11 protein-coding genes are annotated in these 15,722 nt (G+C 36.8%); 3 read left to right on the forward strand and 8 right to left on the reverse strand.

The annotated features are described in order from the left end of the window. Positions 1–24: 24 nt before the first annotated feature. Complete coding sequence (locus AC1DCD_RS03385) at positions 25–1,926, reverse strand: LptF/LptG family permease (RefSeq protein WP_008450456.1); 1,902 nt, start codon at positions 1,924–1,926, stop codon at positions 25–27. A gap of 283 nt (positions 1,927–2,209) precedes the next feature. Here AC1DCD_RS03385 and AC1DCD_RS03390 point away from each other — a divergent pair, with 283 nt between their 5' ends. Further along, entirely contained in the window at positions 2,210–4,174 is a 1,965-nt protein-coding gene (locus AC1DCD_RS03390; RefSeq protein ID WP_464640311.1) for a beta-N-acetylglucosaminidase domain-containing protein, read from the forward strand. 149 nt (positions 4,175–4,323) lie between these two features. Here the strand turns inward: AC1DCD_RS03390 and AC1DCD_RS03395 are convergent, their stop codons facing one another. From AC1DCD_RS03395 to AC1DCD_RS03410, 4 genes are all read right to left on the reverse strand, one after another. Next, positions 4,324–5,370, reverse strand: coding sequence for a hypothetical protein (locus tag AC1DCD_RS03395; RefSeq protein WP_464640309.1), 1,047 nt, complete (start codon positions 5,368–5,370; stop codon positions 4,324–4,326). Positions 5,371–5,400: 30 nt separating this feature from the next. Then, positions 5,401–6,162: a hypothetical protein gene (locus AC1DCD_RS03400; RefSeq protein WP_464640307.1), complete on the reverse strand. Its 762-nt coding sequence runs from the start codon at positions 6,160–6,162 to the stop codon at positions 5,401–5,403. 27 nt (positions 6,163–6,189) lie between these two features. Next, positions 6,190–8,319, reverse strand: a complete 2,130-nt coding sequence (locus AC1DCD_RS03405; RefSeq protein WP_464640305.1) for a TonB-dependent receptor — start codon at positions 8,317–8,319, stop codon at positions 6,190–6,192. A gap of 198 nt (positions 8,320–8,517) precedes the next feature. Continuing rightward, entirely contained in the window at positions 8,518–8,847 is a 330-nt protein-coding gene (locus tag AC1DCD_RS03410) for a hypothetical protein (RefSeq protein WP_308532543.1), read from the reverse strand. A gap of 465 nt (positions 8,848–9,312) precedes the next feature. On the opposite strand from AC1DCD_RS03410, the gene AC1DCD_RS03415 reads away from it, so the two are divergent. Then, positions 9,313–9,741: a hypothetical protein gene (locus tag AC1DCD_RS03415; protein WP_019036237.1), complete on the forward strand. Its 429-nt coding sequence runs from the start codon at positions 9,313–9,315 to the stop codon at positions 9,739–9,741. A gap of 129 nt (positions 9,742–9,870) precedes the next feature. Continuing rightward, the gene (locus AC1DCD_RS03420; protein WP_464640302.1) at positions 9,871–10,569 is read left to right on the forward strand and encodes a GDSL-type esterase/lipase family protein; all 699 of its coding nucleotides are present in this window, start codon (positions 9,871–9,873) and stop codon (positions 10,567–10,569) included. A gap of 49 nt (positions 10,570–10,618) precedes the next feature. Here AC1DCD_RS03420 and AC1DCD_RS03425 read toward each other — a convergent pair whose 3' ends face one another. From AC1DCD_RS03425 to AC1DCD_RS03435, 3 genes are all read right to left on the reverse strand, one after another. Beyond that, the gene (locus AC1DCD_RS03425) at positions 10,619–11,719 is read right to left on the reverse strand and encodes an Mrp/NBP35 family ATP-binding protein (protein WP_464640300.1); all 1,101 of its coding nucleotides are present in this window, start codon (positions 11,717–11,719) and stop codon (positions 10,619–10,621) included. A gap of 61 nt (positions 11,720–11,780) precedes the next feature. Further along, positions 11,781–12,485, reverse strand: coding sequence for an HAD family hydrolase (locus AC1DCD_RS03430; RefSeq protein WP_464640298.1), 705 nt, complete (start codon positions 12,483–12,485; stop codon positions 11,781–11,783). A gap of 331 nt (positions 12,486–12,816) precedes the next feature. Next, entirely contained in the window at positions 12,817–15,705 is a 2,889-nt protein-coding gene (locus AC1DCD_RS03435; protein WP_464640296.1) for a PD-(D/E)XK nuclease family protein, read from the reverse strand. Between the last annotated feature and the right edge of the window lie 17 nt (positions 15,706–15,722).

The following is a 15,722-nucleotide window of genomic DNA, read 5'->3' on the forward strand; positions in this document are numbered from 1 at the left end:
TTACTATTTATAATTCATTTTTCTTTAACTTCTGCTTTTCTGTATTCTTTCTATGATATTATTATTAACTTTTGTTATTTCTTTTAGGTTTCGGTATAAGCGAAATCTGAAACGCCACATTCTTAAGTAAAAGAATATGCCCAGAGGTATTATGAGTGCTGAAACAATATTCAGCCATTTTTTCTCAAATGGGCGTGTGTGTGCCTTAGTAGCAATGATAGGATACTTGTTTAGTTCGCTTAGTATAAAGCGATCTTTAGTATTACTCAAATCGTCTATAATATCTTCCAAAAGTGCGTTTAGCTGTTCTATCTTATGGTCGGCATGATATTTAAAGAACACTTTTATAGGGTTAGGAGGCGATGTGAGCCGCTTATCCTTGTGGTATCTTGCAATGTCTTCATTAATCTGCTTAAGTGTCAGAGCATCTTTATGATAATCAGGATCAGAGATAAGCACTTCTTTTCTTAATATGTTTCGTTTCATTCTAATGCCCAAGATGCGTTTTAAGGTGTTCTTATATAAGTCGGCATTAAAGAACATAGAATCGTTATTAGCCTTATATGTAAAGAACAAAGCCATAGGTATCAGTACTGCCGGCGAGAGTCCTTTACCAAACCATATAGCCCAAGCACCTTGCTGGGACATCTTATACCCTGTATTATCTAAGATATAGAATATTATAAAAACTATAACACTTACTATAATAGGCAGCCCGAGCCCTCCTTTACGTATAATAGCCCCAAGCGGAGCACCTATGAAAAAGAAGATAAGACAGGTCAGGGCAAGTGTAAACTTGTTAATCTCCTCTATAGTATGCTGCCTTATTATCTTATCAGCATCGCTGGTTATCATGCTTTTAAACTCCAGTTCTCCCACTTCTTGCTGAACGTTAGCCAGAGCCATATCCACTACTGTTCGCCGTTTATCGGTGGGCAGATGAGCAAAAAGGGAATCGATATTAAAATGTTTAGAACTTTCTATCCTTCTAACCTTTTCCTGTTGTGCCGTTTTTAGTATAGGGTGTGGATAATATGCCTTCTGCATATCTTTATAATATGCTTTTCCTACGCTGTCATATACTTGTATTAGAGAGTCTTTATCGTGTTGTATCTTGGCTAAACTCTTTGTACGTGCATCGTTAGAGAGGCCTGCAACCTCAGTAAGACTAAAGTCGCCATTGAAGTCTATAACTATCTTTTTATGCGCAAAAGTTTCTCTACGATATGGCACGCTTGAGCTGTTTCCTATCTCTTGGTCGCGCATATTTTCAAACCACTCTCCATTCCACAGGTTAAGAACGAGGTGTTTTTTCTCTGCTGTAGACTGAAGCATACCCGAATCGGCAAGTATTATAGCCTGATCTTCGTAGCTATCGGTCATACGATACACCATTATATTATATAAATGGCCTGTTTTAAGATTTTTTTTCTCAACATAGAGGTTAGTTTGTGGAATGCCACTATAAAACACTCCTTCCGGTATTTCCAGCTCTGGGCTCTTTTGCTTCATAGATATAATAAGCTGATAGAGATGCTTCTGCGCTACAGGAGCAATATTATTCTGGAAATAAAACGATAATAGTGTTATAAGAATGGTTATGCCTATTAACCCTCTAAAAGACTGAAACAAAGATATTCCTGCCGCCTTTATGGCTGTTAGCTCCGAACTTTCGCCAAGGTTACCATAAGTCATCAGCGACGATAGCAACACAGCAAGCGGAAGAGCCTGTGGCACCATCATTAAAGCCATGTAACCAAAAAACTGTGCAAGCACATCTATGGTAAGCCCTTTACCTATAAGGTCGTCTACAAAACGCCATAAAAACTGCATCATCAGTACAAAAAGACTGATGAAGAAAGTGCCTACAAAGAGTAAACCAAACTGCTTGGCAATGAATATATCTAATTTTTTGAAGCGTAACATTTATTAATGCACCGATGCATTGATATTTTATATTAGGTGCAAAAGTACATAAAAAAAGGGAGAACTTTGCTTTTTTACTTTTTATTCTTACCAATACCTTTCAAAAGGATATACTTTTTTTTGATAGTGAAAAGACTTATTCCTTATTAACATTCTGATGTATTATCAAAAAAAGTTATACCTTTGTAGGGGAATATACATTTTATATATATAAAGATGTATAACACTAATATCACTTTTTTCTATTATAGCAAATAATATAAACCTAAATATAAAAGCTAAAATGTGTGTTAAAAAAATTGTAGCATGTATGTTTTTCTTTGCTACTTCGTTATTAATAGCAGCGCAAAGCGTGTATACTATTTATCCTGTACCTCACAGCCAACAGCTCTTAGGAACAAGGGCTTCTTTTACAAAGGTGGTAAATGTAGTAGCAGATGCTTCTATAGATAATGTTACTGTGGCTCGTATTAAAGAGCTATTAGCATCTAAAGGGCTAAGCGTACGGCTTGGTAAGGAAGCTAAGAATAGTCTTTCAAACGTCTTTCTTGGTGTGGCTCACAGCAATGGTGTAGCTAACAAGATAATGAAAAAATGGCATATAACGCCAGATGTAATTGATAAAAAAGGCAAGTTTGACAAGCACTTGCTTTATCTTACCTCTCAAAAAGGTAGGGCTAACGTTCTTATACTTGGCGAGAACACCGATGCTACATTTTATGGTATAGCGTCTCTTGAGCAGATATTAGATAATGGTACGCAAAACTTAGCTTGTGTAAAGATAGACGATTATGCTGACATACAATATCGTGGCGTTATAGAAGGCTATTATGGTGTGCCTTATACTGCCGAAACTACAAAAGACCTTTTCCGCTTTATGGCACGTTATAAGATGAATAGCTATATGTATGGTGCAAAGAGCGATCCTTATCATTCACAAAAGTGGGAAGAGCCTTATCCCGACTCTATTACTTCTGAACAAAAGGCTATAGGCTATTTATCTGCCCCTATGCTGCGTGATATTACCAAGACAGCCCATAATAATAAGGTAAACTTTATTTGGGCTATTCACCCCGGAAGTGCTTTCACCCAGAACAAGGACAACAATGTTATAGGCAGGATAATGAATAAGTTTGAGAAGATGTATCAGCTTGGCGTGCGCCAGTTTGGCATTTTTGTAGATGATATTGGTGTACCTTTAGATAGTATTAGTCTTTCACTGAACGCAAAAAGGCTAACAGAAGCTCAGCAGGCTGTGGAGGCTATGTGGAACAAAACATATAAATCGGCTGCCGACACGGTAAAACCTATCAACTTTGTGCCGCAGCTGTACGCTTATTCATGGTTTAACGACACCGTGCGACATAACTTTTTCAAGGCTTTAAGCCACACCCCGAAACAGGTTGTGGTATATATTACTGGGGCTAAGATATGGAGTGTACCTAATTCGCACGACTTATCTGTGGTATCAAAGAGCTTCGGGCGTCCTTTAGCATGGTGGTGGAACTATCCATGTAATGATAACGATATGAGCAAACTTTTCGTTAGCGATACTTATACTAACTTTGCCGACGAACGTTGGATAGACAACAACGCAAGGTTAGAAGCTACTTTAAATGGTGCAAGTGCATTAATCTCTAACCCCATGCAGCAAGGAACAGCCTCTAAGATAGCCCTTTTCGGCTTAGGCGACTATGCTTGGAACCATAAAGGGTTTGATAATGAGAAGAGCTACAGGGCAGCCTTGTGTGCCGTAGTAGGTAAACAGCGTGCTAAGGCTTTTTGTCATGTATCAAAATATCTGCGTTATTATGACGACAACCCTCTAAAAGACCTTATTGCTGCATATAAGAAAGATGGGAAAACTACAGCTTTAAAGGCTGAAATGGAGCTTTTGATAAACGAATGTAACACCTTTGAGGTGATGAAGCGTTCTGCTAACGAGCCAGATAGCTTGCTTTATGCCGACATTAAGCCTTGGATAGAAAAGGTGAGCGATATGGCTTTTCTTATACATGAGATGCTTACAGCTATAGACGCAAAAAGAGAAGGTAAGCCTTTTGCTGCTTTCTATCAAAACAAGCTCTTATCGCTTGCTGCCGATTTAGACGACAACGGCAAATATAAGTTTAGCATTCTTGATGGTATGGGTGATGATATAAAGCTAAGTCGTATATCGGCAGAGCCTTCACAAAAGGTTATGCGCCCATTTATAACTTTCTTAGCAAAACAATTGCAAGGAGAATAATTCTTTATACTTTATGCTTTTATATGTAAGCCACGAAGTAAATCAGGTTTACCTCGTGGCTTCTTCTTACTTTCTTCTTACATTATTGCGTTAGAGAAAAGTACTTTTCTTGTTTTCTTTAGTTTGTTATACCTTAAAGAGAGGTTTACTTAAAACCAGTATGTACCAGCCTCTGGGTTAGCATCACCTTTTAGTTGGTAATATAAGTTTTCTATTATTTCTTTGTAACTAAGCCCAAGATTGTTTTGTATAGTTTTTATTAATCGCTGCGTCTTTGGCTCTAAAGTTTCTATTTTGGGTAAAGATCCGTCTTCGCCCATTTCCACATCTCCAGAATATTCTTCTCCCCAACAAGCATAAACCATCACAGGTATATAGAATGTAGGGTACCACAAGTTATCTTCTTTCTGCTCTTTCGTTGGAGTCCATGATGCTACCTGCTTATAGTTATGTGTGTGTTCGTTTATATGGTCGTTAGTAATAAAGTCTACCTTCTTGTAAGTTATATCCTTTTTTCCTTTCGCTTCCATCAGCTTAACGGCAAGTTTGAAGGTTTGTCGACTATATCCAAAGGTCATATATCCCTTAAATCCCATTGGGTTTTTTAGTCCGTTATATTTTGCATTATCATCGTGCATGGTCTTTCCAAACGGTGTAGGATCAATATAATCATATCTAAAGAAATCGTTATTATTAGGATTATCTATATTTTTATCGAAATCGTTTAAAGGTTTTACATCTTCTGGCACAAAGAAGTGTTGTAACTTGTCTTCTTTCCCGTTAGCAACCATTTCTGCTGTAATATCTTTTCCATTAGCATCAAAATAGTGTATATCTAAAGCATAAGCCCTTGCAGCCTCAGTGTTAAAACTACTGTTAGAGCTAAAGGCATAAAGATATTTTGGATTATTTTTATCGGCTACCCACTGGTTGTTTTCTAATCTGAACTTAAAAGTAGGCTTTGGCGTTATAAACGTAGTGCCTGCCATTCTGGCGTTTTCATGAAAACCTGTATAACCATGTAGATGTCCGTAAACTATCTTAACCTCTACGCTTGCAGGTATAGGTCCAGAGAGGTGCTGTCCTTCTGTCTTCTTGCTATTATCTACAGGCATTTCGCTGCTGCATGCTATAAACGATACCGCTATAAGGACTACAATAGCAAGGGAGAGTAATATGTTAAAAGTTTTTTTCATTGTTGATATGTTTTTAATTGTTATTTTTCTTTACTTAATCTCTATAGGTAATATAGCCTGAAAGTCCCACAGGGCGTTAGTAATCTGACCATTTGAGGGGATATAAAAATCGGACGCTTTATGGTTTTCATCAAATTTGCTCATATTTCCAGAGTGCATTAAAGATATTTTTAAATCAAATTTCCTTCCTGCTTCCTTAAAGATAACAAACCCTTTAAATCCCATTGGGTTTTCTTTCCCTATAAATTTTCCTTTGTAATCATCTGCATAGACATAATCGAAAGGCAACTTGCTTTTATCCTTTTCACGAATAGAGATATTATTTTTATCTGTTTTAAATAGTTGAAAGAAATGTTGATGTATTTTATCTTGGTCGTTTTCAAAGAACTGATCATTCATAAGCTGATGGTCTTTATTATAATAATCTATCTTTAACATGTATACCGTCCTTGAATCTTTAGTGTTGTTTTTTACTACAAACTTATCACTACCCTTAGAAGTATCTATATGAAACCCCTGACTTTTCTTATCATGATTATTATCTACTGTATAGTAGATAACCTGCGTATTGTTAGTAAGTATTACATCTTCTGGCAAGAGATTAGCAGAAAAGCTCTTCCCCTCTTTGAGCTTACCTTCTATGAGTGTAAACACAGAAGAGAAAGGATCTTCATGATGCTTGTTATTAATTTCGTTTTCAGGCTGAGCAGGATCGCTGCTACAACTTGCTATCATTATGCTACTTAATATGAGTAAGCTACTCAGTAATGTTGTAAATGTTAATCTTTTCATTGTTTATAAAAGTATTAATAGTTATTATTAAAATTTCCAGCCCATTGTTATGCTGATGTTTCTTCCGAGATCGTGCGAATAATAACGTGCTCGGTTAGTATATTCTTTATACTCTTTATTAAAGACATTTTCGCCTATTACGCTAAGAGATAGAGCATTATGAGCATCTATAGTCCATGACACTCCAGCTTCAAAACCAAAAAGATTATATGCCTCAGGAGCTGTGTTTATGAGGTCGGTACTTGGGTCGAACCTATACTGCCGTGCTACAAAGTTGTGGTTAAGAGCTATCCATGATGCCCATTGCCTTATAGGTTTAGGTGTATAAGTAATGCTATGACTAAAGCGAAAAGATGGTATATATGGTAGGTAGTTGCCTGTACTCTGCTCGTTAGCCCATATCATAGAGGTCATAAAATGGTAGTCTATAGAGTTTATAGGTAATATATGTAAATCGAAGTCCATACCACGAAAGAAGGCATTAGTCTGCATATATTTAAATATAGGGTATGTGCCTGATATTACAGTGATATTTTCATGTGCAGGTCTGTCGTACATATAGTTTCTTATCCATTGTAGATAAGCATCAAGGCGTAGCTTAATATAAGTACTTTTATATTGCACTGACGTAACCCACTTATAGCTATTTTCAGAGCTAAGAGTAGAGTCGCCAATGATATATCTACCCGATCCAAGTTCGTTACCATTGCTATAAAGCTCGTAAACGTGTGGTGCGCGCCATGCAGCTCCGAAATTAGAATAAACTGTTAATAGCCTGTTTACTTTATATTGTGTACCGATGTTATAAGTAAAATTAGAGAAAGAGCGATGTCCACCATAATAATGTCCTGTCCAATCGTATCCTGCAGCCTTAGTATCCTGCTTGTCGTATCTTGCTCCAAGCTCCACATTCCATTTGCTTTTATTATATTTTTGAATAGCATATATACCTAAAGTGTTTTCTACATAGTTAGGTATAATAGGTACTACACCTGTGCCGCGTTCGTTTTTGTGATTAGTATAACAATGTTGTATTCCCATTTCTGACTGCCATTCATCATACCTTTTATGCCAACGTATTTTGTTTTGCAGTGATTGTAAATGCAAACTTACCGCAGGTATTTCAGAAAGATTCTCTCTACGTATTCTGTTTTCTTTACGATCATCTTTCTGAAAAGAAGATAACCAGCTAAAGTCTCCTATACCGTTAGCAGCGTAATACATCTTAAAAGTTACATTGTTATGTACCACATGCTGAAAAGGATATGTTATATGTCTGGTAAAAGGCGTAAAGACGACAGGCTTTCCGAGCGAGATACGTTCTGCAAGAAGGGAGGCTTCTCCCATCTGTGCATTAAAGAGCACACCCAGCTTAAGGTCGTATCTCGTAAAAAAGGTTTCCATACGTAGGCTTTTATGCTTAAATCCTAAAGCTCCGGAAAAATTAAGCTCACGCGTCCCAGTGTTGTTAAGTATATACTTTGCAGAGTATTGGTCGCCACTATTACTATATGTAGCTTGCACTCTCCATGCTAAATCGTTAAGAAAAGGCGCAGAACCCTCTGCCCTACCTACTACCTGATAGCGTTTACCATTATCGCCATACATAGTAAGCAGCTTACCCTTTACATGCCTCTTACCATAAGGCAACATAGCTTGCTGCATTACAATAACTCCACCAAGAGCTTCCGATCCATATCTCACCGCTTCTGCACCTTTAACAACTTCTATCTTATCGCTACTGTTTTTATCTACCTCAGGAGCATGATCGTCGCCCCATTGTTGTCCCGTTTGGCGCGCACCGTTTACTATCATAAGCAAACGGTTTCCATACATTCCATGCACCACAGGCTTTGATATCGTTGTACCCGTTCGTATGGCACTTACACCACTAATGCGCTCAAGCATAGTAGCAAGCGACTGACCTAAAGAACGATCTATCGTAGTTTTATCTATCTGGCTGCTAATGGCGTTTACACTAACAAGTTTTCTTTCTCCACTTACAGTTATCCCTCCCAAGCTATATGTTTTAGACTGAACAGAGTCTATCTGCGCACCTGCATGTTGCGGTTTTTGCGCATAGCTCTTAATAGAAGGAATCAAACTAAAGTTAGTAATACAAAAAAAAGTAAAACTAACATAGGCTTTTTTATTCATTCCTACACTATAAAATTTTTAAAAAATATATTAAACAACTTGGCACAACACTTCTTCTTAAAGCAACAACGTTAGTATAAACACAGATTATTAATAAACACACCTTTGTATATATAATATCCTATTTTATATACAAACGACATAAAAACATTGTGCCTAATAAAAAGAAACAAGCGTCTAAGCAAATCTTAGACAAGACTAAAAAGTGGGTGGAGAATGAGCATTAACAGAGCTAACAGGACGCCAAACAGTAATTTCTTTTATTTCATAATGTGCTATAAGAATACCTACAAGAATAGGAGTAAAGATAATATTCTTTGCTGATTCTGACTTTAGCCATATAAAATGACAGATAGAACAATAAGGCTTTATATCTGTGTCCTGATATACCTTTTGAGTTTTAGATGTTTGTGAGATGTTTTGGTAAAGGTGTAGGTCAAGACTTTTGCTTATATGAGATGCAGTGAACACTAATAACAGTATCCACGCATAAAACAAGCTATAACTCCTTTTCTTTACTAAACTCATCTTGCCGCTATATAGACTTTACAAATCTAATAATATCTACTGACAAAAGTATTATTTTTCATGCATTATCACGTATATAACATCTATTATTTAGCTAATATTAAGATTTCACCTGCTATAATAATAATGTATATATGCCTTTATATGCTGTGATAAAACATTAAAGACATTGATGCAAAACGCTTAAAAAGATAAGTGTTTTACCTACTATATGTTTTGGTGTTTATAAATCTTTCATTTCTATAATAAAATGTTTTTTCAAAGCTATCGCACATGATCTGTGTTAAGAATTACAAAGAAAACTGCTGTTTGTAAACAAGTTATGAAGATTTTCGACAGTCTTTTTATACCTTTGCATCAATAACATGAAGCAGAGGTACGGTGGTAACTCTTTCTCACATAGGAACGTACTGTGTAATTATACCCTTTTAAAGGGTTTTAATTCAGATGCTTCGAAAGTATTTAATGATGAGATTTTTAAAAGTAATTGTATTCAGTTTATTAATTAATTTGTTTTCTGTAAGTGTTAATGCTGAAGAAAAAGTAAATGGTAATGAGTTTAATTGGAAACCAGTAATAGACGCCATTATTCATTTAGAGAGTAGAGGAAAAGCAAAAGCTGTTAATGGGCAATATGCCGGAGTATTACAAATATCTCCTGTTCTTGTAAAAGAGTGTAATAACATTTTGCAAGCAAGAGGTAGCAAAAAGCGTTATACCCTGTCCGATCGCTTCAATGTTCAAAAATCAAAAGAGATGTTTTTGGTTATTCAGTCATTTCATAACCCTTTGAACAATATAGAGAAAGGCATTCGTATTTGGGCTGGAGGCATAAGATACAGCATTGCCAAAACTCAAAAATATGTGCAAAAAGTTTTTGCTGTTATGAAATAATGCTGGTTTTTAAATAAACTCAAGATTCATAAATTTGTATTTTTTCTGGCTTATTCTTTTTAAAAAAAAGAGTAAGCCAGTTTTTTTTATTACTATTATTCTTTACCTTTGCATAAATAATAGATAAAGATGAAATTGTTTTATCGTATAATAATAGCATTATATGTTACGTCTTTTTCCTTTTTACAAGTGATAAAAGCTCAAGAACAAGCTTTTAGCAGTTCTACGCATTATGCAAAGAGAATGGAGACTTTTCTAAAAGAAGGCAAATTGCCTACAGGCAAAGTAATAATGTTTGGTGATAGCCATATGGAATATGGAGGCGATTGGAATCGTTTTTTTCACACCGACCACCTTATTATAAACAGAGGTATTGTTGGAGATGATGCCATAGGAATGTATCATAGGCTGTCAATGGTCATTAAAGCTAAGCCTCGTGCGGTGTTCTTTAGCTGTGGCACGAACGATTTAAGCCATAACTTACCCATAGACAAGGTGTTTTGTAACATTGTCAAGACTATCGAAAAGTTACACAATGGAAGCCCTCATACACAAATTTTTGTTTGTAGCCTGTTTCCTCTTTGTCCTTCTAAAGGTGTGTGGAAACTGCTATCAGGTAAAGAAAAGATGATAAAAGAATTAAACAAAAAGTTAGAGCAATATTGCTTTCAGCACAGATATACATTTATCGACCTCTATAAAAAGCTGCTTTTATCTATAAACTCAGAATATATGAACCCTATCTTTTCCATAGATGGACTACACCTTTCTAAAGAAGGTTATAATGTTTGGGTAGATGAAATAAAAAAATATATCGTTACAAAGTAATGCTAATCTAAAAGTATTAGCCTAAACAGCTGTTTAGGCTAATATGCTTTTATGAGTTTGTCTTAACTATCTTTGTTGGTGCCTGAGAAGCATTACGCCGATTAACTACAGTTACTATAGCCTGTGCTAAGTTAATAAAAGCCTGCCCTATCATAGTGTTTAGATTTGTTACAATAGGTTCGCCTTTATCTCCACCCTCACGAATACTTTGTACAATAGGTATTTGAGCCAACAGTGGAGTATTCATTTCCTTAGCAAGATTTTTACAACCATCTTTGCCAAAGATATAATATTTGTTCTCAGGAAGCTCCTTTGGTGTAAACCACGCCATATTTTCCACTAAGCCAAGTATAGGGATATTCACCTTATCATTTTGATACATATCTATTCCTTTACGAGCATCTGCCAACGCTACTTCCTGTGGTGTAGATACTATTACAGCACCTGTGATAGCAAGAGTTTGCATTAACGTAAGATGAATATCACTTGTGCCCGGAGGAGTGTCAAGAATAAAATAATCTAACTCCCCCCAGTCAGCATCAGCTATTAACTGTTTCAGCGCAGAAGTAGCCATACCACCTCTCCACAGGGTTGCTGTCTTAGGATTTACGAAGAAACCTATCGATAGCAACTTTACTCCATACTTTTCTATAGGCTCTATAAGATCCCTATTATCCTTCTTTACTGCAGTAGGGCGAGCATCTTCTACACCAAACATTTTTGGCATACTTGGACCAAAGATGTCAGTATCTAATATACCTACCTTATAACCAAGCTTGGCAAGTGCTATTGCTAAGTTGGCTGATACTGTGCTTTTACCTACTCCGCCTTTCCCTGAACTAACAGCTATAATATTTTTTACATTAGGAAGAAGCTTACCTACTTCGGGACGTGGGGCAGTCTTAAATTCGGTATCAATTGTTACCTCTACTTCCTTCCCTACAGAATAGTGTATTTGTGCTTCTGCAGCCTTAATAGTAGATTTTAGGAAAGGGTCCGTCTCGCGTGGGAAAACAAGTGTAAATTTCACCTTATTCCCTGCTATACTCGGCATGTCTGCAAGCATACCGCTTGCTATTATGTTAGTTTTAGTCCCTGGATATATTACTTTTTCCAGAGCATCTATTATGAGTTTTGGATATAATGTCATAACGTTCACTTTTTTTATCTATATAAATATTTAGCTAAAATCATGCCAGATAACAATAATCTTATAAAAGAAAACGAGTTAGATCAGAAAAACTTTTCAATACTAACAGGTTATCGTGTGGAAATTCTTTCACCACCTCATGTTTCCAAACCGTATGAAAAGGTATGTGAATAGCACTCCCACCTAATTTTAAAACAGGCTTTATGTCCGACTTAAAAGAGTTGCCTATCATGAGAAGTTCTTCCATCTTTACTCCAAAACGATGACAAAGGTTATGATACTCCTCATGGGTCTTATCTTCTACCACTATAAAGCTATCAAAAAAACATGAAAGCCCCGATCTTAAATATTTGTTTTTTTGATCGAGCAGCTCCCCCTTTGTAAATACTATTAGGGGTATTTTACTATTGCTCCTAAGCTGCTTTAGCGTTTCTTTCACCCCTTTTAAAGGCTCTCCTAAAGATGTTAATAGCGTGTCAGACAATTCTAATATACGCATAACATCTTCCCCCTTTATCTTTTTATCTGTTATATTTACTGCGTTTTCTATTAATGATAAAATAAAAGCTTTACAGCCATACCCTAATAAAGGCATGTTTTTTGTTTCAGTAGCAAATAAAGTCAATGACGCTTCTTCAGGAGTAATGCCGTATTGTTCTAATATCTTTATATAACTCTTTTCAGCCTCATCATAAAAGCTTTGACAGTCCCATAACGTATCATCTGCATCAAAAGCTATTAGCCTTATCTTTTTTATATCAAACATAACTTTTATTTTTATTGCAAAGATACTGCTAAGTAACCTATAATACAAAAATAACACTTCCAATTATAAAAAAGAAATAGGTGCTTACACTATTTTCCTAAATATATTACCTTCTTTTATCTTGCCCCTTGTCTAAGCATTACCGTTGCTTCTGCTGCTGAAATGCTAATATTTACCACACTGCTTTCAAGGTAAAAGGAAAGGAGTGAGAAAGAAAAATAAATTATTTTTAGAGCAAAAATAAATTAAAAATGAATCAAAAATAAGTTATTTTTGCTTTCTACAGTCCTCTTCTTACTTCGTGAATGAGTATCTATAAAGGCTTACTTCGTTATCTTCCGCACATAAACTTAAACGGACAGCTGGCGCATATCTCAAGGTCGTCAGTAGGCATGAAAGGCTGCTCTTTGTCGTAAAGCCTCTGTAAGACGGCTTTCAGCTCGCTCATAAACTCATCTCTGTATTTAGCTACATCTATTACCTCTTGCTTATCTATAACAACTATGGGAGAATAGGCTTTTTTATTAGTTTTCTGAATGAAAAGAAGGGCAGGCGCCACCGGTCTATGCTCCTTATTAAAGAGCTCTGGGGGCGTCTTAGGAGTTTGTTTCACCTTGTTATCTGCTATTAACAAGCCATAGAGCATCGACTGCATAACATAGTCGCTTTTATTCTTAATATTATCCGCGCTAAAGATAGAAGGCACATCTGCCATGGGCTTAGCCTCTTTCCTACCTGTTTTATAATCTACCACCCTCATACGTCTTATCATGGTGTTCTTCTCTAACATATAGGTAGCTACATCAAGCCTGTCCACTCTCCCCCCTATACGCTTCTTATAAGGCTTACCCATGAGGCTTATCTCTACTTCGTCTTCCACATCAAACTCATGCGCTATAACCCTAATAGGTGCCACATCATAATCTAAACGCAGCAGCCTGATAAGATATTTCTTAACTACCTCTTTGTTTAATATCTGCAAGCCGTTAAGATTGAGCTTACTACCCTTTTTAAAATCTTTTTTGTTAAACAATTCTAAAGCAATGGCTTCTTCTATCACACTATCAAGAACGTTCGGCTTAAGGATAACCTTCTCTATGTCGGCTTTGGTTAACTCTTTAGCGCAAAAGATGTCATTATACATAAGCTCGGCAGCTTTATGAAAGATATTACCAAAAATCCTGTTATCTATGCTGTCTTCGTCTACTATGTTTTGCTCTTCTATACCCACAACATACTTATAGTAAAACTTTACTGGGCAGGTTATAAAAGTGTTAATTGCCGTTGGCGAGAACTTAGGTATATGCACAAGTTTCTCCATTACTCTCTCATCTTTTTGCACAGGCTCGATAGATATTTTGTGCTGCTGCTGCCCTGCCTTAAGCGTGTATCTACGCACTAAACAAGACGGCTTGCTCCATTCTACCATAAGCTGCAACATAAACCTGCTCATCTCTCCCGTCTTTACCCCCTGTGTAGAGTTGTTGTAAAGGATAGTAACATCGCCAGCACGCTGTATAAGTCGATGAAAATAATAACTAAAGATAGACACCTTATTGTTTACCGTAGTAAGGTCGAAGGCATGACGTATGGCATGAGGTATAAACGACGCATCGTCTACTCCTTTAGGCATATTACCCTCGTTACATGATAAGATAAGTACGTGTTCAAAGTCGAGGTTACGCGTTTCTAACACACCCATTATCTGCACTCCCTTTGCTGGTTCGCCATGAAAAGGCACACTGGTAGCATTGACAAGCTGTGTAAACAACCTACGGAAAATAATAATATCTCTATCCAGATAATAGCTCCCATCTTCTTCAGCTGTCATAAGTTCTATAAGTCTGCTTAGCAAAGTGTACATTCTAAAGACCGACTCTTGAAAGAAAGGATCGCCTTCCGAAGCACCGTTTATGCCCACTACCTTAGTTATCTGCGCAAGCCACTTTACAAAGGCAAGCATGTTTTGTGCATCGTGTGGGCAATATTCTATACCCTCCCACAACACATAAAACTGTCTGTCGGCATTCATCTTTGCTAAAAGCTCCTCTGCATTGCTCCAAACATATTTAGCATAAGGGTGTCTGAGCACGCGTGTGGCATAACGTAAGCGAAACTTTTCCTCCATGAGCGAATAGCCCTCTACCTGTAGCCTTATAAGCTGTGCTATGAAAGAAGCTATTAACGACTGCCTAAGGGGGTAACCAGTGGTAACGTTAAGCTCTTCTACCTCTGTAGGAACACAGTGTATAACGGTCTGTAACAAGCTCTCATCGCATAGCACAATGGCTGTTTTGCGTCCATCTTTATATCGAGAGTTTTCTTTTAGCCACGTTGTTATGTAACGTGCCTGCATATTTTCTGTAGGAGAAGCTATAAACGATATATCTTTTGGTGAATCTAAATTGTTAAACACCTCGTGGTTATAATGAGGCAACTCGTTAGGAAACATCTCTAACCAACGCTGTATATATCTGCCTGCCTCGCGCCCTTTAGAAAGATAATAGTTATCATAATCCCAATAAAAAGCAGCTTTATCCTTTAGCTTATAAAAGAGCTTTTGCTCTACCTTTTGCAGCACATTAAAGCCTACAAAAACATACTTTTTATATGGCAGAGAGAAACGTTCTTTCTCTATCACATCACGATAAAGCATACCCTCATAGGCAAGTCCTAAGGCTCGAAGACGACGTTTATACTCGGTATATATATCAAAGAGCTTGCTCCAAAACTCTTGAAACCTACGCCGCAAGCTATCCTCGTCGACGCTTATGTTAGTAAATACTTTTTTCAGTTCAGAGATCTGCTCTGGGGTAAGATAATCTAACGACTCCATCTCTTTATTAGCACTTAAAAGCCCGAGCAACTTCTCTGTAGGTGCAAGATTCTTATCAATATCATCAAAGTCGGCAAGGAGCAATTCGCCCCACCCATAAAACTGGTCTAAAGGTTCGGCTTTCCGTGTTATATCCATATATACCTTATGAAGAATGCAAATGCTCTTAATGGGGTCCGCTATGGTCAGATCAGACTGTGTACGAAACAGTTCAGATATTGTAATATAGTTAGGCGACCACACAGGGCCATCTGCTCTCTGTGCTATCTCCTGATTAAGAAATAACGCTGCTCGCTTATTTGGGAACACTACTGCCACATGTGCCAAATTGTCCTGACACTTTCTCAGTAAGTCTTCTGCTACGTATGATAAGAAAGATTTCATTTTTTCTCTATTGTTTA

The sequence above is a fragment of the Prevotella sp. C0209C1 genome (genome assembly GCF_056583855.1).